A 19251-nucleotide genomic window follows, 5' to 3' on the forward strand; every position below is an offset into this window, starting at 1 on the left:
GAGCCGTAGGCGAACAACACTGATGCGCTTCAATCTGCGAATTGTCGGTAGGAGGCGGTGATTCACGCCGGCCGGGTTGATCTCAGCAACGATATTGCTGCATCCGCCAAGGCTTTGATCGGCATCGGGAGGGTCCATCGCGGGTTGCGCAGTGGTGCTGTCCGGATGAACATATCGTCGTTCCGGGGAGGCATCATGGAAGACGCGGCTTGGCCAGTGGATCAGAGCGCCCCGACACCGGACTGGTATCGAATGTGTTTCCGAAACGCCTTGCGGCGGGTCGCGGTCACGATCAACCGCCTCGAGCCTCACCCTTGGCGGTCGGTCGATCTCAGCTGCAGCGACGAGGATCTCGCCGCACGCTTCGAAAAGCGCGGCTGGGACCGGCAACTGATTGCTTTCAACGAGATGGCGCGTGATAGCCACACGGCGGACGACGATCAGTACCAAGCGGAGAATTTCTTCTATTGCGACGTCGATTTCCGCGCCCGCTCGAAGATCCGCCTCGCCGTATTCAAGGTGCCGGCACCGTTCCTGGACTGGGGCTATCGCCAACTCCACAGGCCGGCGGGTTCTAGCGAAGCCTTGGGCCTGCAGGCCTATCGGGGTGGCGCCGATGACCCGGCGTTCGTGCGACATTGCGCCACGAACTACCTAGTGAAGAACTTCTGGCACAACTTCACCCACAGGGTCCTCCAAGGGATCACGACGGACAACTACCACCAGTTTCGCGGCCTCGCGCGAGAGGATTCGGACTTTGAAGCTGACCACGTGGCCAACCTGTTGCTGCTGCGCGCCTATGGCCAATCCGTGCACACCACCGGCAAGTCCGGGCCGGCGACGCGCCATGCGCGGGAGGTGATTTTCAACCGTAATCGCTGCAATCGGGTTTTCGCTGAACGCGCGCGCCTGCGCGCCGGCGATCGTAACGCGATGTCGGTGGAAGAGCGCTGGGAGGAGCTCGAATGGCGCTTCTGTCGTCGGACATCCAACGCGATCAGCACGCGTCTGCTGACTCTCGGTCTGGCGACGCCGACCGTCCGCGTCTTCCTAGGCGGCGCGCGCCGAACCAGCGTGACATCCGGCAATCGCTGGCGTGAAGGCGACGTTATCGTCGAGATCGGCGGCTGCCGCATCAATACCGGCGTCAAGCCCTACCTGCCCGACGACGAACTGAAGGGGGAGCCGATGGCCGCACGACGCCAAGCGATGCGGTCCGCCTCGATCGAGCGGGAGGGCGAGATCGTTACAGTCGCGGTGAACCGCTATCGGCAAAGGTTGTCTGAAGACCCAGCCTTCAAACGAGGAGCCGACGCGGCGCTCGAACCGCTCTGGGCCAGGCTGGGTATCCCTAGCGGCTAGACCCGCCCGTATCGCCGCTCATGCGCAAAGCGCGAAGGCAGGGCCGCCGGTCCGCTCTCGAGCGGCCACTTGAACTCTCCCAGACAGACTGGCGGTTCTGCTATGCTTGGCCATGATCGATCTCGTCGCCAGTGATCGCGTTCGTCGTTACGGGCTTCCCGAGTCTCTGCGCGTTCCGATTGCGGCTATCGATGAACTGGCGATCGAGAGGCATGTTGGAGTGATCTCCGAGACCCTGTCCGGCGCAGGCACGCGAAGGGCATTTCTCGTTCGGGCGCATCCGCCGCTCCCCGCCGATCCGCGGCTACCAATCTGGGAACAGCCCGGAGCGGATATGCTGCACCAACCTCTCCAGGTTTGGGTTCACCGGACCTATGGCCGCTACCGCCGGGCCTACCAGCGGGCTTTTCCGGATACCGAACTCGATGGCCTGGTTCTCAGCCATGCGATGAACAGGCGACTTGCGGCGGCCAAGGGGTTTGACTTTGTACGCCTCACGCCCACATCACGCGCTGCGAATTCCAGCAGCGCCTTTGCTGAGGGCTGGGCGATTGACCGGCACTCTGTCGACGAGCAGATCGAGAGGAACCGCAAGTTGGGCCTGTCCGTCCAGTATGCCGACCTCACCGACCTCATGCTCATACTGGACATTAGGCTCGGCGGCGGCGTGATGGACGCGGTGAATGAAGGCCAGAAGCTGATCCGGCCGCGAGCATAGACCTGCTAGCCGGGAGGCGCGCGAAATGCCGGCGACGGCGGATGGCTTCGAGGATTGCCGATTATGCGCATTTCGGGAACGGGACGGGAACATTGCGTGCAGGGCCGGACGGTTAAGATGTGGTGGGCACGCGTGATGTCTCCCTCGGCGGTCGCCGATGTGACCGTTTGTGACGCACTCATCCCGTGTAAGGTGACGCGAGGGAGAGACGGATGGGACGTCTTCAGGGAAGCAACGTCTGCGGCGGAGGCGTGGTGGCGCCTTTGGGGCACTGGCGCGCCCCGTTCGGCGCAGCCTGCGGTGACCGACGGGGCGAGGGGTGACGACGTCGGCGCCGCCGATGCGGCCTGGCCTTTCGAAATCGCAGATCGCCGCCTTCGAACAGTGCGCCCGCAGACTCTGGCTCGCGGTTCACCAGCCCGACTCCGCTGTGACGGACGACAGCGCCCAAGCCCGCTTCGATACGGGCCGTGAAGTTGGGGCCGTCGCCCGGTCTTTGGCGCCAGAGGGGGTACTGGTCGACGCGGACCCCGACCTGGAGGCTGCGCTGGTGGCTACGCGGGCATGGTTCGCCGCCATAGATCGGCCGGTGTTCGAGGCCACCTTCGAGCACGAGGGCGTGCTGATCCGCATCGACGTACTTGAGCCGATGGCCGACGGCGGTTGGCGGGTCGCTGAGGTCAAGAGCTCAACCTCCACCAAACCGCACTACCGGGCCGATCTGGCCACCCAAGTGTGGGTCGCGCGTCAGGCTGGCGTCCCGATCGGCAGCGCCACAATCCGCCATATCGACAACCGATTCTTGCTGACAGAACCGGGGCGGTTCGAAGGGCTATTGGCGGACCATGAATGCCTCGCGGACATCGAGGTGCTGGTGGCTGAGCGACCGACGGTGATCGAGGCTGCGCGGGCGGTTCTGACTGGGCCGGATCCCGCCATTGCGCCGGGCGATCACTGCGTCTCGCCCCATCCTTGTCCGTTCTCCGACCACTGCAACCGGGGTCTACCCGAGCCGCCGGCATGGCCGGTGACTATCCTGCCGAATGGCGGCGGGCGGCGCTGGCTCGACGTCGGGGTCCATGATCTGCTTGCGGTCCCCGAGGCGGCGCTGACCAATCCCGTCCATCGGCGGGTGTATGAAGCGACGCTGAGCGGCGTGACCTTCCACGATGTCGATGCGGCCCGCGCCGCGATCGGCGACTGGGCCTTTCCCCGGGCTTGGCTGGATTTTGAAACCATTGCCTTTGCAGTCCCGCGCTGGATCGGAACCCGGCCCTATCAGCAGATCCCGTTCCAGTTCTCCGTCCATGTCGAACAGCAGGACGGCGGGATCGAGCACCGGGCCTTCCTTAGTCTCGACGGAGAAGATCCCCGCCGCGCCTGCGCGCAGGCCTTGATCGACGCGGTGCCTGAGGCCGGTGCGGTCATCGCCTATAGCGCGAGCTTTGAACGGAGCCGGATCCGCGAGCTGGCCGTTGCCTTCCCGGACCTGGCGCCGCCGCTGTCGGCGATGGCGGATCGCCTCGTCGATCTCCTGCCTGCCACCCGAGCGGCCTGGTATCATCGCGACCAGCGCGGCAGCTGGTCGATCAAGGCGGTCCTGCCGACCATTGCGCCTGAGCTCGACTATGGCGGTCTGCAGGTGAAGGACGGGGAGCAGGCCCAGGCGGCCTGGCGCGAGATCACGGGCGGCGCGGATGAAGTGCGGCGGACTCAGCTGGAACGCGGTCTGCTTGCCTACTGCGAGCGAGACACATGGGCGATGGTCGTGCTGGCGCGGCGGCTGTGTGCAGATTGAGGGGCGGGATGCGACGCGATTGAGACTCCTGCAGCACACCAGCTGCACCGGATCACGGTGGCCTTGTTGGGTTGCTGGCGTCCGTCGTCAAATCTTGCCAAGTGCCGGTGGTGAACAAGGTCGAGGATACAGGATTCCGAGAACGCAGCAGGGCTGACTTCCTCCTAGGTCATGCATGTCGTGTTACCGTCGCCGGCGATGCGCCGCCTTAGCAACCCGGAAGCCCGTTTGGGCAAACATGTTGGCCAAGCGTCCTACTATCACCGTTGCGTAGAAGGCAGGCTCGCACCAGATCTGATGGCGTGTCTGCGGGAAGCCGAACTGCATGCTGGTTGCGACACTTGGAACGTTGTGAAGGTCCGTCGAGACCGGCCGCAGCGGGTTTCATTGCTCACCTATGAGGATTTCAGCTCGGCCTTTCCCATCCTGCTGGAAAGCTTGACCGTCGATCTGGGAAGCGGCTCGGTGTCGGCGCGCTCCTATCGGGAGCGAGCCAATCCCCCGATCCTGCACCGCAAGGAACTATTGGTCGGTAGGGACCATCCCGATTTTGAGCTCTATCTCGGGCTGACCCGCGCCTTGGAGACGCTGGGTCTGCTCGACGATGCCGCCGGGATCGGAACCCGGGGACCCTGGCAGACCCGGTTGGCGCTGGCCGGGGTCCGGGTGGAAGACCACGACCTGGTTCAACTGGATGCGGCGGATGGACCGACCATCCATCGTCACCGGGCGGCGATCCACCGGGACGGTCTTTCCGCGCCGGTTCAGGCCTTGCTGACGCATGGGCTGATCAAGTCGGGGGTGACGGTCTTCGACTATGGTTGCGGGCGAGGCTCTGACATTCGCGGCCTGCGAGACTTGGACGTGCAGGCGTCTGGCTGGGATCCCTATTTCGAGCCGAACGCCGAGCTGAAGCCTGCTGACATCGTCAACCTCGGCTTCGTGCTGAATGTGATCGAGCGCCCGCAAGAGCGCCTCGAGGCGCTGCGACACGCCTTTGCCCTCGCCGGCCGCTGCTTGGCCATAGCGGTGATCCAGCCCAACGCCGCGCGTTGGTTGACCGGGCGACCCTACGGGGACGGCGTCCTCACGCGGCTCGGAACCTTCCAGAGGTTCTTCACGGCCGAAGAGGTCAAGACGTTGGTCGAACAGGTCTTGGAACGAGAAGCCTTCGCTGTCTCCCCGGGCGTCTTTTTTGTCTTTAAGGACGCGGAAGCTGAACAGGCGTTTCTACTTCGCCGTCAGGACCGGCGGCGTCCGACGGTCTGGAGCACCGCCCTCCGCGAGGACAGGCTCAATGCGCGCAAAGAGGCCCTCGGGGGCGAGCTCGACCGGATCGTTGACTTGGTCCTGGAGTTGGGACGGTGGCCGTTTGCGGACGAGGTGGACGACGACGTTAGGGTTCGGATCAAGGCGGCCGGGGTCGGCTACCCAACGGTTCTTCGGCTGGCTCAGAGCCAAGTTGATGACACCGCCATGGTTCTTGCCGCCGAGGCGCGTCGAGAGGACCTGTCGGTCTATTTCGCGCTCAATCTGTTCAATCGCCGTATTGCTTATCGGACGCTGCCGATCCGGCTCCAGCGTGACGTCAAGGCCCTTTTCGGGGGCCATGCGGCCGGGTTGGAAGCCGGTCGGAGGTTGCTGTTCAGCCTCGCCGACATCGGATGCCTGAAGGACGCCGCCAAGGCATCGGTGGCGAGCGGCGACGCTGTCATGGTCGACACGGCTCTGTGGGTCTCCGCGGAAAATGTCAGACGGCTTCCTGCCATTCTTCGTTGCTTCATCGGCTGCGCGGAACGGTATTTCGGCGGCCTTGAGCAGGCCGAGCTGTTCAAGGTCCATCTGGACACCGGCAAGCTCACCGCCTTGGCCTTCTCCGACTTCTCAACCTCGCCCCTTCCGCGCCTGAAAACGCGGGTGAAGATCGATCTGCGTCGGCAACGGATCGACGTCTTTGATCACGAGGAGGAGGATCAGCGGATGGTCGGCAAAGGGCGGTTTCTGGGGCGGGATCACCGGACCTTTGCGAACCAACTCGCCTTTGACGCCGCTCTTGCCTCGTCAGGGCTGGTTGGTTCCCAGTTTCGAGCCCGGTCCGGGGAGATCGAAGCGGCACTCTCTCAGGCCGGTCTTGTTCAAGACGGTTGGCGGATCATCCCGGCCAAAGATCTGCAAGAGATCGCCTAGTGAGGCGACGCGGAAGGGGACGAAGTCCGCTCCGGTCCACCAAGGTCACTGCCCGCGAATGGTCGGGACCATGGCTGACATGGATAGGGCGTTCCGCGCCGTAGAGGTAGAGTCGATCAAACGGCGTCTCATCGACGATGAAGCAGGCGACGTCCCGGCTGGACGTTGCGGGTACGAACAGGTCCACCGCTTGGCCGAGGCGCGGACAGATCCATCGGCCAGCGCGGTTGCGCTCGTGGCCGGCGTGCTGGTCCAGCTGCGGTGCCACCCCGCGGCCGATGACGCGGGCTAGGGCAGGGGAGGCGAATCCATAGGTCAGCGTCACCCTTCCAAACCGCTCGACGAGGGGATCGAGCACCTCCCGCGCCAGGGCCTCCATGGCGCGGTAGGTTTCTTCTGACCTGGGCTGGTTGTCGACGCGGGTCCGGCGCCAGGCTTCGCTGCATTCGCACAAGTCCCGGTAGGTGAAATGGCGGCTCGCCGCCGCATCCAGCGGGCGAGCGGTCACGCTAGGCCGCCTCCGCCTTCCGCTCGTCGACCTTGCGGGCCAGGCCCGCGACGGAGCGGATAGTCCGGTCCGCCGCCAGATAGCCCAGTCCCCTGTGCACGTGCAGTCGGAACTGTTCGTGCAGGGTGGTGTCGTCGATCGGCAGATTGTCCCGCAGGCAACGTTGCTTGAGCAAGGCCAGATACAGTTCGTGATGGCTCCCGCCGAAGACGCGCCAAGCGATCTCCACGGCGGCTTCGCCCTTGAACAACCGCATGGGAGGCCGGGTCGGCTCTGCCAGAGAGGCGCAGAAGGCCCACCGACAGAGCACGTTCCATGTTTCGACCCCGGTGTGGCGCTTCAGCCGGATGAGCTGTTCGCGGCCCTGCTCGTCGATCCTTACGGTCTCGATCGCCATCAGGCGGCCTCCATCGCGGCGTTGGCGAAGGCGTAACCCGGCTCGACGACGCTGCCCCCGGCCGCGGCGTCGTAGCGGATCGTAAAGGTGCGCGACAGGAAAGGTTTGAGCCGCTCATAGAGCGGGCCGTCGATCTCTTCGTCCGTCGACAGCAGGATCACCTGATCGCCCGCAAACGGGAAATATCGGTCAACCAGACGGCTGCGGTGCTGAGAGTCCAGACGGCCGAGAGGAGTGTCAATCACAGTCGGCGCCGCCTGACCGGAGGCCTTGGCCAGCGCCCACAGCAAGGCCACCGCGAGAAGCTGGCGCTCCCCGGCCGAAAGCTGATCCGGCGACAGAACGCCCCAGCCTCCGTCGCGAAGCTCGATGGCGAAGCTCTTGGGATCGATGCGGACATCGGTGATCAGGTCCGACTTTCTCATCAGCTCCCCCAGAGCTTCGAGAATGAACCGCTCCAGGCGATGGACGTGGTGGCTGACCACTTCCTGTTTGAATGCCTTCAATGTGGCCCGGGCCTTGGCCGAGTGTCGAACAATCCGGTTCGCGTCTTCCTGGGCCAGACCGAGGCGAACTTGCTGATTGAGGCGCGACTGATATCTGGCGCGAGCCGCCGCGACCTCTCGCTCGGCCGTCTCGTGCGCTCGTACCGCGACGAGCAGTTCTGCCTCGCATTCGATCAGGTCCGCCTCATCCTGCTCGAGCGCCGCCACGAGCGGTTCGATCGTCTCCGGCGCGGGCACGGCCGCGAGCTGGCGGTCGAGGTCGTCCTTCTGGGCTTCCAGCCCATCCAGACGGGCCAGCAACCGGTCGCGTTCAGTCAGACTTTCGGCCAGTCCGCTCTCGACTAGGGTCTCCAGGCCGAGCCGGGCCATGGGAGACAGGTCGATCCAGGCGTCGCCCGCGCTTCGCTCGGCCAGACTGGCGCGGTCGGCGTCCAGATAGGCGTGGGCCTCGGCGACCATGTCGACGGAGCCTCCAGCGCCTTGGAGCCAGGACAGCAGGCTCCGATCACGACCCTCGAGATGGTGCAGAATGATCCGCATCGATTCCGTGTCGGCCTCGGCCCGCGCCTGTCCGACGACCTCTTGCGTCAGGTCCTGAACCAGCAACAGCGGCGCGACATCGCCGGCCCAGCTGCGCATATCCTTGCGGGCGGCCTCCAGCTCCGTCTCCAGCCGGGCCTTTTGATCCGCGAGGGTCTGACGGGATGAGAAAAGATCGCCGCCCTGTCGCCGGAGATCCGCCCTCGACTTGGCTACGGAGGAAGCGCATCGGTCCCGGCGCATGCGCACGCCGGCGACCGCCTCATAGTGCGTGCGCTGTCGTTCGCTCGCGGCGTCAACGTCCGCTTCCGCCGCCGCCAGCTCGGCGCGCACGTCGAGTTTGGCCTGCTCGGCCAGTTTGCGGCGTTCAAGAACATCCAGGTCGAGCTCGAGGCGTTCGACTATATCGAGTCCGAGCAGCGCCTTGACGGCGACCCCCACGATCTCGGCTGAGCGTTTGAGGTCGGCGAACTGTTCGATCTTCTCACCGTCGAAGAAGAACAGAGGCGCAATGCGTGGCGGCAGCATCTCCTCGCCGAACTCCGACCAGTGCTGCGTCAGCACCCGATCAAACTGGCCGTCAACCAAGACCTCGAAATGCTCCTTCACGCCGGACTTGTGCGCTGTCCAGCTGCGTCTAACGCCATATCGCCGCTCACACCCCGCGACCGTCCGGCGGAAGTTCAGCTCGAGACTGGCCCCTTCTTGAGGCGAGGCCCGACGGTGGATGGCACCCTGCAGATAGGCTTCGTAGCCCCCGGCACCCCTGAGGCCCGCTTGGGAGAGCCGGCCATAAAGCGCCAGCTGAAGCCCCTCGAGAAAGGTTGTCTTGCCGGCCCCATTCTGAGCCCCGATCAGGACCACGGGGCGATCAGCCGCTTCGGGCGTCAGGGTGAAGACCTGGCGACCACGGTAGACGCCGAAATCATGCAGAACCAGTTCGTCGAGGATCATGGCCGCGCCCGCGCGTTAGAAGCTGCGCCCGATCGGGGCGACGCCAGTTCAACCTGCAGGGTGTCGGCCACGCTGCGGAAGTCCGTCCCCGGCGCCACGACTTCATTGACCAGCTCATCGAGATCCCTCCGCCGCATCGCCCGGTCGGCGGCGTCTTCCGCGTCGTCATAGAAGCCGCGCTTGAAGGCGTCCTCGAGGCGGTCGAACAGCTTGGCCCGGCGCGAAGTCGTCCGGTAGCTGCGCTCGACCTCGAGCAGTTCGCGCATCAGCTCGAAATGGACGGGATCGCCCTCCGTCAGCCGCTTGAGGATCTTCATCTCGGGATCACCAAAGGGCTGGGCGTCGTCCAGCTTGCCACCAGCGAACGGACGCCCCGTTATCTCCTCATGGATGCCGGGCAGCGAGTCCTCGAGTTCGTATTTTTCGACCACCCAGAGCCGCCGGATTTCCGCCAGCTCCTCGGGCTGGATCAGCATGATGCCGCGCACTTCGGGCGGTGCCTTGGGGTGGTTGCGCACGACCTCTTGGGCGGCGAGCAAACGCCGCAGCCAGTCCTCGCGCGTGGCTTGGGTATAGGGCCCTGGGACGGGGCGGTCGGTCTGGTTGATCAGCTGGACATGGCCGCCCATCCGCCGGAAGTCGCGTTTGTCATGATCCGGCTCGTCCAAGGCGTCGCGAAGGGCTAGAAGCGGCGCCATCCACTCCTTCTCCTCGTCATTCTGGATCATGGCGGACATGGACTTGTCCTTCTCCACCAGGGTGCAGACCCAGCATCCGAAGCGGCTGTCGCCGCAGCTCGGCGTGGAGGTGTCCAAGACGATCGGACATTCCGCGTCCTGGGAGGCGCCCTGATACATATTGAGCAGGGCCTTGTTGTCGTACCCCCACGGGTTCTTCACCTGCATGAGGAAGAGCCAGACGTCGTCGTTCGACCAGTCGGCGATAGGGCTGTAGATGAAGGCGTTGGGCAGCGACCCATGGGAACTCAGGTTTGCCCGCACCTTGCCTTCGTCATTGGCGTTCATACGCGCCGCCCGCACGGTGCTTTCGGCCTTGCGCGTGCCCAGAACGACGATGGCTTCGCCGTTCTGCTTGACGACGTCCGAGATGAACTCATCGGCCGGCTTGATCTTCATCCGCTCGGTGCACCACCGGAATTTGGGGCGCGGCGCCGGATAGCCACGCCCGATCAGATTGACCCAGAAGGTATTGCGGACGTCTGGCGTCAGCTTGTGCGGCGTGATCGGCAAGTCCCGAACCCGGGCAGCCTCGCCCATCACCTCATGGGAGCGGTCGACCCAGGCGGCCACGACGGGGTTTTCGACCAGGGTGTCGGTCGAGATGACGTGCACCGGCTTTCGGGCCACGCCCTTTGGTAACTGTGCGAGCGCAAGCCAGACCAGTTGCAGGATCGCGGTCGAATCCTTGCCGCCGCTGTAACCGACGACCCAAGGGATCTGGTCTGCCAGGTAGAGGTCCTGGATGCTGCCGAGCAGCTCCGCCACGGCCGGGCGGAACCCTTTCTCGCTGAAGGCCGACGGCCGGATCGTCTTACTCGGTTCGCTCATACTCGCCTCGAAGGAAGGCGTCCTCGATCCGCTGGTCCTCGGGGGAGAGGGGCAGGGTCAGACGCTGCTTGATGTAGTTGGCCGTCAAGGTGACGTTCTGGGTCTTCTTTGACAGCTTGCCGCGCACGACGGCCCGGCCAGACCAATCCGGGTTGCTGCGCGACCAGTCGATATCGGAGAGTCGGTGGATGCGCTCGCGCCAGTCGGTCGGCGCCTCGCGCAGCAATGCGGCGCCCACCTTCCCGATGGCCTGCAGAACCACGCCATGTGAGTGGATGAGATCTTGGCGCACCTCGCCGGACGCCAGCCTTCCTCGTCGGACCTGTTCCCACTCTGGCAGCTGATGGGCGACCGCCTCCCAGAACGATCGCGCCTTGGCCAGACGCTCTTCAAAGGACTCGCTCTCACATTCGGCCAAGAGAGCGTTGGTCGCTTGGTAGAGCGCGCTCATTGTGAACAGCCGCCGAGCCCGCGGCGACAGGGTGCTCTTCTCGGTTTCAACAAGGTCGCGAAACGGCAGGGCTTCCGCCACGAGACGCCTAACCAGCTCCGCTTCGGTGTCGCGATGATCGTACAAGATCGAGATCGAAGTCGAAGGGCGGATCGCGTATCGGTTCAGGTCAGCGAACATCTGCTGGGAGCGCGTCAGACCGATATCACTAAAGAATACAACAGCGATGCTTTCGTCGCCCAAAGCGGGGTTGGTTTTAAGCGCCGCTTCAATGGCGGCTCTCCGGTGTTGTCCATCGTTGATGATGAACTTGCCAGCCATGCCGATCCGCAAGATGCCCAGACTCGGGTTTTCTGCAGTCGATTCGAACGATAGCTCGGCGTCGACTGACGCCGTGAGAGCGGAGAAGACATAGCTGTCTTCATGATCCGTCAGATAACGCGCCATCTCTGGAACGCGCGCCTTGTTCAGCGTGCGTTGGGCCCGCAGTGCTGGCGTCAACTCTTCCTCATCGAACAAAAAGATCTTTGGAATCAGCCTGAGCGGACACATCGAGACATAATATTCTCGCTTGGCCTGCACGCCGCGGATTGCAGGAAATATGTATTGAAACGCCTCGTCCATCGGGGCCACTGAGAGGTTGATCACAAACTGTATGTCATCAAGAATGACAAACAGGTCAAGTTCAAACACGGTCCTGATTCATCACTTTCGTCGGTTTTGGAGAGCCCCGGTGCCCCTGTATCTCGACCACGCCGCAACAACCCCTTTGGCTCCCGAGGTACGTGAGGCGGTAGTGAAGGCTCTCGACGATGACTTCGGCAACGCGGGAAGCCGAACGCATGAATTCGGTTCAAGAGCTAAGCAGGCAGTGCAAGCCGCCCGGGCAGCCGTAGCCAGCGTCGTCGCCGCCGACCCCGCCGATGTGATTTTTACGTCGGGAGCTACGGAGGCAAATAATCTCGCTCTGCTTGGCATGGCTGCAGAAGGGACCCGTACGGGGAAACGCCATATCGTCACGACCGCCATCGAACATAAGGCTGTGCTTGAGCCTCTCTGTGTCCTGCAGAGCCGGGGCTTTGAGGTGACCTATCTACCAGTCGGTCCGAGCGGCCGGATCTCGGCCTCGAGCGTGCTGGAAGCTGTGCGAGAAGACACGCTTCTCGTATCGGTGATGCAGGCGAATAATGAGACCGGCGTCCTGCAGCCGATAGATGCGGTGGCCGACGGACTTGCTGACCATCATGCGATCTTTCACGTGGACGCCGCCCAAGGCTACGGCAAAGACCTCGTCCCCCTTCGTCATCCGCGAATCGATTTGATCGCTGTTAGCGCCCATAAAATCTTCGGGCCCAAAGGTGTTGGGGCTCTGATCTCGCGCCGGCGGGGATACGCCCGTGCGCCGCTCGAGCCGCTGATCTATGGCGGGGGTCAGGAGCGAGGTTTGCGTCCGGGTACTGCTCCCGTCCCACTCTTGGTCGGCTTTGGAGTGGCGGCACAGCTCTGCCTGCGAGACCACGACAAACGGCTACAGCGATGTGAGGAGCTCAGACGCGAAGCCCTCGAAGCGTTCGGCGCCCTGGACTTCGATATCAACGGGATAGATGAGCCGCGCTTGGCTCATATACTGAGCGTGGCATTTCGAGGCGTTGATTCCGAGGCCTTGATGCTCAGCTTGAAGGACCTGATTGCGATCTCCAACGGGTCCGCATGCACTTCGGCAAATTACGAAGCCTCCCATGTCCTCACGAACATGGCGCTGAGTGCCGATCGTGTCGCGGCCACCGTGAGGCTGTCGTGGGGGCCGCTTACGCCAATGGTGCCTTGGGCGGAAATCGCCGCTCGGGTGTCTTCACTTCAGTCGGAATGTTAGCGGTCTTGAATGGCCCGGCGATCCAGTGCCCAGAGCCTAGACAAGGTGATGGTGCAGATCGTAGCGCTCAAGGATGGGTTCGAGGGCATCAAGCGCGTCAGCAGAATTGCGCGCCAACCGTGCGAACTCGGCGACCCGCTTCAGTTCATTGATCATCAGTTGTCGCTCCATTGGTGAATCGTCAGCAGAGTCGTCGGGAATCCTCACGACGAAGTCGTAGATCCGCGCATACTCCTTGCTCGGCGCGCGGCGGAGAATTCGTCCCCGCCGCTGGATGAACTGCTTTGGATTCCGACTACTGGCCAAGATGTAGGCCGTGCGGCAAGCCGGCACATCGATTCCTTCATCCAAACACCGGATAGCGACCAAAGCGTCGACAAGACCGAGCCGGAAATGATCCAAGATCTCGATCCGGGCGGCCCGGCTTTCGCGCGAGGTAAACTGAGCATTCGACCACCCCAGCCCATGAAGCTCTTGGGACGCCAGTTCGATCTGGCGCATCGGCAAGCCGCTGTCCTCGTCCTCGGTTCGGCCGTCGCCGCAATAGAAAAGGCTCATCTTTTGGGGGGGCTGGTCAGCAAGCAGCTTGCGTAGGGCGGGCATTTTGTTAGCGGCGGCACCAAGTAGTCGTGCGCGCTTCATCAACAAGATCTTGATCCGGTCGTCTGACGAGGATTCCGGGTCCTTACCTCCAGCCTGGGCCATGAGCTTGGATAGCTGATCGCTTAGTCTGCGATATTCCTCAACCTCGTCGTCGGTTAGATCTACTAGTACTACATGATAGTCGTAGGGCGTTAGTACTTTGTCCCGAAGCGCATCGGCCAAAGTATAAGTGTCGACGATGTCGCCGTAGTAGCTGAGTAGGCGTTCCGTCACGTCGGGATCAAGATAGTGCTCGGGCGTAGCCGATAAACCCAAACGCATCTTGGCTTGCTCTGGTAGGGCTGCCCTGAGACCTGGGCTGGCGTGATGGTGGCATTCATCTCCGACCCACATCAGATGTTCGCCGGGGATCTGCGCTAGCATCTGCTGGAACCGCTCGCCCTGAAGCGTGCGGTTGACCACGACGATGCATGCGAAGTTGAGCGCGTGAGTCTCAAAAAGCATTACGAGCCGGCTCATCTCATCAGTCCAGTCCGCGGCATTGGCGTAACAACGCAGCGGGGTGATGTTGAACTCTGCCAAGGTGTCGACCCATTGATCAGCGAGGTTCTGATAAGGAACCGCAACGATCAGGAATAGGCGTTGGGTCTGCTCGAAAAGCCGAACCGCTCCATAGATTGATGTAATGGTCTTGCCGGCGCCGGTGGCCAAAGCCAAGACGCCGCTTAGCCCCGCAGCCTTCCACTTCTGAAGGGCCGATCTCTGGTGGTCCATGATCGAGAACGGTGCGCCCCCGAAGGTGACTGGCAGGCGAGGCGCTTCGAAGTCGGGCGCATTGTCCGTCGGCCGGTAGTGCTTACGCCAGAGGTCAATCTCGATCTCCGGAGTTGGGAATCGCGCTTGGCTTGCAATTCTTACTAGGCGGTCACGGGCGGCCTCGGGGAAGTCGAGCACGATGGTGTCTCGGGCCTTGTTGTCCCAAAGCCGCTCGAACCCATCGATATAAGGTCGGAAATGTTCTTCGTATTCCGTCCGCCAAGTCTTGAAGACGTTTACTGACTCGAAATTGAAGTCGGGAACGAGCGCATTTGCCGTCTCGTTGGCTGAGCCTTGGAAGACGACCCCGTCGCCGGTGCGGTCGCGCAGGATTCCAATCTTTTCATGGTACATGCCGCGTCGCTTCAGGGCGAGCTTGACGTCCAAACGACCGGTCGCGATCAGGTAGGACAGGGCCTCCAGGCGCCGTTGAAACAGCCCGTCGGAAACTTCCCCCAGGGCTTGGCTGATTACATCACCATAGCGTTCGGAAAGCTTTCGCGTCTCATAGCCTTCCCGCATTGCGTCTACGTCCTCGGCGGCCAACTCGCCGCCGATTACCAAACGCATCTTGCCTTCATTGCCGATGAAGGCGCTCAACCCCTGCGCCGCATATGAGATCATGCCTGCGGAGAAATAGCCGACTGCGCGATCGTAGGTGACCGCTTGGCTGAGCGCGGGGATGTAGAAATCCTCGAGCAGGCTGTCAGTTTCCGAACGATAGACTGCCTTGAGAGGAAGATCGCGAAGCACGCCTAGAACTCGACGTCGGCCAACACTTCATCAGCGCGGTGCTCCGGCTTCAAGAAGCCGTATTTCTGCATGGCGGCGAGGAAAGCACGGTCGCCGTTAAGATCGTCAGGCTTCTCATTCAACCATCCCTTCATGATCTCCAGTCCCCCATTTGCATAACCCTCGAATATCTCTGTCATCTCGTCTTCGGCGTCCTCGCGTAGAATCTCGGCGGACTTTCGGTGAGCCAATGGAATCAAAAAGAGCAGGTCCAGCGCCAGTTCGCTGTTCTGCCAGATCCGATAGTCAATCTCGAGCATGTCGCCCTTTGGCGGTACGAAGGCGTCCTTCTCAAAACCCAGCATGGCCGCAAAGCAGATGAGCTCGCGCATCGTAGGGAAGATAGATTTTTTGCTAGCCGGGTGAGCTGTCTCGGCGAACTGCCGGACCAGCGCCTCATGCGTTTTCAGCCACTTAACCGAGCGCATCAGTGAACCCGTTCAATGCGCGTCAGTGTGCGCGGCTGGTTGTAAAGCGATGCAAAATATTGCTTGTCCCGCAGCACGATCTGATCGTCCGGCTTCTCGCCACGATCACCTCTATTCTCCGACACCAAGACGTACTCTGCGCCGATATAGGGCTCGAGCGCCTTCATCACCGTCTGGTCGCCTTGGCTGCTGGATACGAGGAGGATGACCTGAGACGCCATCTTGGTGATGAACTTGGCCGTGGCCTCCCGGTATTTCGCGTCGAGCTGACCGAATGGGGAATCCAGAACCAGAGGGGCGACCACTCCGGGCGACAAGATCTCCCCGCTAGCCCCGCTTCGAAGCCGACTGTACTCAATGAGAGCCGAGGTGAATGCCAAGCTCATCAGCTGGTTCTCGCCACCGCTGCGCGGAACAGGATGGTTATCCGGGTAGAGCAGCTCCATCGAGAAGTCGTCCCCAAAGCGGAAACGATAGTCCCGGCGAGCGACCTCGTTGAGGACCTTATTTATGCTGCCTTGCACTTGTTCCCGTGCACTCGTCTCATAATCCCCCAGCATCACCTGAAGCATCTCCTGACCGCGCCGGGCCAGGTCGCGGCGTGCATAGAAGCGCTGTGCGCGTGCGCTTTGACCGACGAGCGCTTGGGTTCTTTTCTCGGAGTCCGCCAGTGCGCGCTCCGCCTGTTTGAGGCGATTGTCCGCGGAGCCCATTTCGCGATGGGCTTCACCGATCTTACGCTTAAGAGCGACCCGCGCCGCCTCGCGTTCGGCGATTTCCTGGCTCGGGATCTCAGCCATCTTCTTGTCGAGTTCGCCTAATGCCTGTTCCAACCGCATGCGACGCTGGTGCATGACCCCGGACTTGGCTTGGATGTCGTGCAGGGCTCGCGCGGCGTCTGCTGAGGTCTCCTTGAACTGGTTTACCCGAGATCGGGCGCGTACCACACGCTTCAATGTTTCGGCGCTGGCTGCGGTCTTGGTTAGCTCCAAAACCGCCGCGAACTGCTCTGACCCGGGCTCAAGGCACCGGTCGCAGATGCAAAGCTTCGCATCCAGAAGGCCTTGAATGAAGGTTTGATTGTAGGGCTCTGGAAGCTTTCCTCTCAGGCTCGCTTCATCAATGAACTCTAGGGTAAGCTCCGAGGCCCTTCGGGCGACAAGATTGATCGCCTTGGAGCCCATCCACTTTAGGATGTCGTCGTCGGCGGCTTTGATGTCTGAATTCGCCTGTCTGAGATCATCAGCGGTGCGATCCCGCATCTTCTGCGTCTCTTTGGCTCCTTCAGCGTTGCGCAAATAGGTTTCAATCGTGTCGAGCTGATGCTCCCAAGCCTCGACTTCTTTATTGAGACGCTCAATTTCCGCCTCACCATTAGCGATAGCCTCTTCAGCTCGGGCCGTTTCTGCTTGGAGCCGTTCCAGCTCAGCGTTGCCCGGCGCTTGGCCCGCCTCACGGTTAAAATCGGATGCTACGGCTTTGAGGTCGGCGATGGCGGTGTCGGCAACTTCACAGCCCAACATCGACCGGACTGCTTTGGCGACGACTTTCTGATTGCCTTGGGCAGCGAAGGCTTCGGCATGTTCTCCGTCGAAGAAGAAATAGCGCGCCATTTCGCTCGGCAGAACAGAGCTGATGAACGTCTCGGTTGCGGGGATGGGGAGGGTTACACCGCCCTCGACCTTCTGGGCGACCGCCTTGGTGGTCAAGCGATCACCTATCATCTGGAGGTGCCGCTGGACCACATATTCGGTCTTTTCATGCTCAAAGCCGACCGAGACCGCCGCCGCCGACAGTCCTTCGCGCGCGGCTTCGAAGTTGAGAATTTTGTCCTTGTGCTCGAACCGGCTGGTCGTTTCTTCGTAGAAGGCCCAGAGAATAGCGTTCAACAGTGTCGTTTTGCCTACGCCGTTCTCCGCGTGGATGACCGTCACATTGCGGTCGGGGTCACTGGCGAACTCGATGACTTGCTCATCGTAAAACTGCCGAAAGTTTTTCAGTTTGATATAGCTCAGCTGCATATCAGACGGTGTCTCCGTCGAGCTTCGCGGCGGCGGTCTCTTCAATGACCTGGCGCACGCGGCTGCGCCGCTCGCTCTGCTGATTCTTTCGCTCGCTCGAGAAGAGGCGCTCCACGCGCATCACCTTCTCCAGCATGGCCTCAAGCTCTTCTGGTTTCATATCGGGCCTCCCCTTGGAGCACTACCCTAGCAGTCAACTCCGCCGTGTGCACAACCGGATTGCCCCGAAGCAGGCCTACGCTTCTTCGAAATGATTTACCTTGTCGCGAACGTTACCGTGCGCGGTCAACGCGACCTGACGCGTTAGCGCGCATCGTCCGCCGGCCTCGGATAGTCGCTGACGGCCCATTCTCCGTTCGACTCCGCGGCCAGTGGAGAGGTGCGGGTTCGCCCCGTCGAAGCCCGCTTCCTATGGATCAGCAGACGATCGCCTGCCGCCAGATCATAGAAGTCCAAGTTCCCCGCCGATCGCCCGCCGGATGATCGAGCGCCCGGAACCCGAGGCGTTTCGAAAACGGTCAGCCGCGAAGTCGATCTTTTTGGCTGGCTCCAGTCGATGCTCAAAATAGGCGCTGCTCACGTCCCCTGCGTCTAGCGCATTTGGGATGAGCAAACGCAGGATATCGAACTGAGCTTGCAAGCCAACAGTCTTGAAAATGAAGGAACCATCTTTGGCGTCTCCCCACCAAGTCTCTCGGCAGGCGATCAGATAGTTCTCCACCAGCTTGTGAATGAGCGCGTCCTTGCCATCAATATAGTACGCTCGCAGAGGCGCTTTGTCCCTTGGTCCATCTGCGAGGACGGCTCTCCTGCGGGACGATGGCGTGAGCATCGCATTGTTGTCGCGCTTAGGATTGGTGGAGATGAGGCGTAAGATGCCGTCAACCACAACCGCCGTCGATACCCTCCAAGTCGCTTTTTGAGCCAGTTCTTCGAGCCGGGCGTCCTTTTTGGGCGCGACAACGATACGGCTGCGGAGAGGTGAAGAAGCTTCGGTTCCAAGCTTGCGTGTCAGGAATACAGCTAGTTTGTCAGGGGTCCAGAAATCCACTTTTTCTTCGTCGACATTATAGCCGAACAACTCATACGTCAGGCTTCTATCAACAGGCTTTTGGGTCGAGTTGATTGTGGCGAAAAGCTGGGCCTGTAGCGGCTTTGGAAGATCAAGGTAAATAGCGCACAAGAGCTGCATCTCGAGACGCTCAGGATCCGCCTTGGTGAAGGAAAATAGACGATGTTGTCCGTCGATGATGGCTGCGAGCTTTTCTTTTGTCGGAATAGTTAGTTTGAGGCCCGCTCCATCTGGCTCGATAGTCCAGTCTGAACTTTGAGCCGCCGCGGTTGAAAGGTTCGGCGGTCGGCCAGCGCCTTTTGCTTGAGTGTCTTGGGTCGCTGAACCTGCCTCGGTCTGTTCATCCGCTTCGAGGTCGTCGACCTCGTCCTGGTCCAGCCCCACGGCGCTGTTATGGTTGGCGGCCAGGATTATGGCGTTTGGAAAGGCGGCATCGACGCGATCGATATAGTCGGCGATTTGCGCGATACGCTTGTCCTGCAAAGCGCGCTGTGTGCCCGAGAGCGTGTATCCGCCGCCGACCGGATTAAAAGTTGCTGTCATCACATCGCTAGATGCAACCTGTAACAACAAATCCGCAGGAAGGACGGCGACGAAGAACGAGCCTAAGGGCTGGTCGACGCGAAGTACTGACGTCTCGAAAGGGAAGGTAGCCAT

At 61.8% G+C, this 19251-nt stretch carries 15 protein-coding genes; 5 read left to right on the forward strand and 10 right to left on the reverse strand.

The features are described 5' to 3' along the window. The first annotated feature begins 57 nt into the window (after positions 1-57). From QQJ79_RS02185 to QQJ79_RS02200, 4 genes are all read left to right on the forward strand, one after another. The gene (locus QQJ79_RS02185) at positions 58-1362 is read left to right on the forward strand and encodes a hypothetical protein (protein ID WP_284220643.1); all 1305 of its coding nucleotides are present in this window, start codon (positions 58-60) and stop codon (positions 1360-1362) included. Positions 1363-1474: 112 nt separating this feature from the next. Next, positions 1475-2080 (forward strand): hypothetical protein, encoded by a 606-nt coding sequence (locus tag QQJ79_RS02190; RefSeq protein WP_284220645.1) that lies wholly within the window; start codon positions 1475-1477, stop codon positions 2078-2080. 340 nt (positions 2081-2420) lie between these two features. After that, positions 2421-3878 (forward strand): DUF2779 domain-containing protein, encoded by a 1458-nt coding sequence (locus QQJ79_RS02195; RefSeq protein ID WP_284220646.1) that lies wholly within the window; start codon positions 2421-2423, stop codon positions 3876-3878. A gap of 387 nt (positions 3879-4265) precedes the next feature. Further along, positions 4266-6065, forward strand: a complete 1800-nt coding sequence (locus QQJ79_RS02200) for a DNA phosphorothioation-associated putative methyltransferase (RefSeq protein ID WP_284220648.1) — start codon at positions 4266-4268, stop codon at positions 6063-6065. Here QQJ79_RS02200 and QQJ79_RS02205 read toward each other — a convergent pair. The 5 genes from QQJ79_RS02205 to dndB are packed head-to-tail and all read right to left on the reverse strand — an operon-like array spanning position 6031 to position 11682. Further along, complete coding sequence (locus tag QQJ79_RS02205; RefSeq protein ID WP_284220650.1) at positions 6031-6573, reverse strand: D-Ala-D-Ala carboxypeptidase family metallohydrolase; 543 nt, start codon at positions 6571-6573, stop codon at positions 6031-6033. The two genes, QQJ79_RS02200 and QQJ79_RS02205, sit on opposite strands and share 35 nt — an antisense overlap. Before the next feature lies 1 nt (position 6574). Then, complete coding sequence (gene dndE, locus QQJ79_RS02210) at positions 6575-6970, reverse strand: DNA sulfur modification protein DndE (protein WP_284220651.1); 396 nt, start codon at positions 6968-6970, stop codon at positions 6575-6577. Further along, positions 6970-8970, reverse strand: coding sequence for a DNA sulfur modification protein DndD (dndD, locus tag QQJ79_RS02215; RefSeq protein ID WP_284220652.1), 2001 nt, complete (start codon positions 8968-8970; stop codon positions 6970-6972). The genes dndE and dndD overlap by 1 nt, the downstream gene beginning before the upstream one ends. Then, positions 8967-10538, reverse strand: coding sequence for a DNA phosphorothioation system sulfurtransferase DndC (gene dndC, locus QQJ79_RS02220; RefSeq protein ID WP_284220653.1), 1572 nt, complete (start codon positions 10536-10538; stop codon positions 8967-8969). Before dndC ends, dndD begins: the two co-directional genes overlap by 4 nt. Then, positions 10522-11682 carry a DNA sulfur modification protein DndB gene (gene dndB, locus QQJ79_RS02225; protein ID WP_284220656.1) on the reverse strand — a complete coding sequence of 387 codons (1161 nt, stop codon included), beginning with the start codon at positions 11680-11682 and terminating at the stop codon, positions 10522-10524. The genes dndC and dndB overlap by 17 nt, the downstream gene beginning before the upstream one ends. Before the next feature lie 40 nt (positions 11683-11722). Between dndB and QQJ79_RS02230 the strand changes: the two genes are divergently transcribed. Beyond that, a complete protein-coding gene (locus tag QQJ79_RS02230; RefSeq protein ID WP_284220657.1) occupies positions 11723-12862 on the forward strand; it encodes an aminotransferase class V-fold PLP-dependent enzyme in 1140 nt (379 codons plus the stop codon). Positions 12863-12898: 36 nt separating this feature from the next. Here QQJ79_RS02230 and QQJ79_RS02235 read toward each other — a convergent pair whose 3' ends face one another. From QQJ79_RS02235 to QQJ79_RS02255, 5 genes are all read right to left on the reverse strand, one after another. Continuing rightward, entirely contained in the window at positions 12899-15034 is a 2136-nt protein-coding gene (locus tag QQJ79_RS02235) for a DEAD/DEAH box helicase family protein (RefSeq protein ID WP_284220658.1), read from the reverse strand. A 2-nt stretch (positions 15035-15036) separates the two neighbouring features. Then, positions 15037-15501 (reverse strand): hypothetical protein, encoded by a 465-nt coding sequence (locus QQJ79_RS02240; protein WP_284220659.1) that lies wholly within the window; start codon positions 15499-15501, stop codon positions 15037-15039. Next, on the reverse strand, positions 15501-17522 hold the full coding sequence (locus QQJ79_RS02245; RefSeq protein ID WP_284220660.1) for an AAA family ATPase: 2022 nt from the start codon (positions 17520-17522) through the stop codon (positions 15501-15503). The genes QQJ79_RS02240 and QQJ79_RS02245 overlap by 1 nt, the downstream gene beginning before the upstream one ends. A gap of 1 nt (position 17523) precedes the next feature. Next, on the reverse strand, positions 17524-17682 hold the full coding sequence (locus QQJ79_RS02250) for a hypothetical protein (RefSeq protein ID WP_284220661.1): 159 nt from the start codon (positions 17680-17682) through the stop codon (positions 17524-17526). A 282-nt stretch (positions 17683-17964) separates the two neighbouring features. Continuing rightward, positions 17965-19251 (reverse strand): DNA phosphorothioation-associated DGQHR protein 1, encoded by a 1287-nt coding sequence (locus tag QQJ79_RS02255; RefSeq protein ID WP_284220662.1) that lies wholly within the window; start codon positions 19249-19251, stop codon positions 17965-17967.

Source organism: Brevundimonas denitrificans (assembly GCF_030160755.1).
In the GTDB taxonomy this organism is placed as follows: Bacteria; Pseudomonadota; Alphaproteobacteria; order Caulobacterales; family Caulobacteraceae; genus Brevundimonas; species Brevundimonas denitrificans.

Excerpts from the sequence above, each read along its gene's own strand:
- QQJ79_RS02240 (WP_284220659.1), bottom strand. The coding sequence starts at position 15,501 with ATGCGCTCGGTTAAGTGGCTGAAAACGCATGAGGCGCTGGTCCGGCAG.
- dndC (WP_284220653.1), bottom strand. The coding sequence starts at position 10,538 with ATGAGCGAACCGAGTAAGACGATCCGGCCGTCGGCCTTCAGCGAGAAA.
- QQJ79_RS02190 (WP_284220645.1), top strand. The coding sequence starts at position 1,475 with ATGATCGATCTCGTCGCCAGTGATCGCGTTCGTCGTTACGGGCTTCCC.
- QQJ79_RS02245 (WP_284220660.1), bottom strand. The coding sequence starts at position 17,522 with ATGCAGCTGAGCTATATCAAACTGAAAAACTTTCGGCAGTTTTACGAT.
- dndD (WP_284220652.1), bottom strand. The coding sequence starts at position 8,970 with ATGATCCTCGACGAACTGGTTCTGCATGATTTCGGCGTCTACCGTGGT.
- QQJ79_RS02195 (WP_284220646.1), top strand. The coding sequence starts at position 2,421 with ATGCGGCCTGGCCTTTCGAAATCGCAGATCGCCGCCTTCGAACAGTGC.
- QQJ79_RS02255 (WP_284220662.1), bottom strand. The coding sequence starts at position 19,251 with ATGGCTACCTTCCCTTTCGAGACGTCAGTACTTCGCGTCGACCAGCCC.
- QQJ79_RS02250 (WP_284220661.1), bottom strand. The coding sequence starts at position 17,682 with ATGAAACCAGAAGAGCTTGAGGCCATGCTGGAGAAGGTGATGCGCGTG.
- dndE (WP_284220651.1), bottom strand. The coding sequence starts at position 6,970 with ATGGCGATCGAGACCGTAAGGATCGACGAGCAGGGCCGCGAACAGCTC.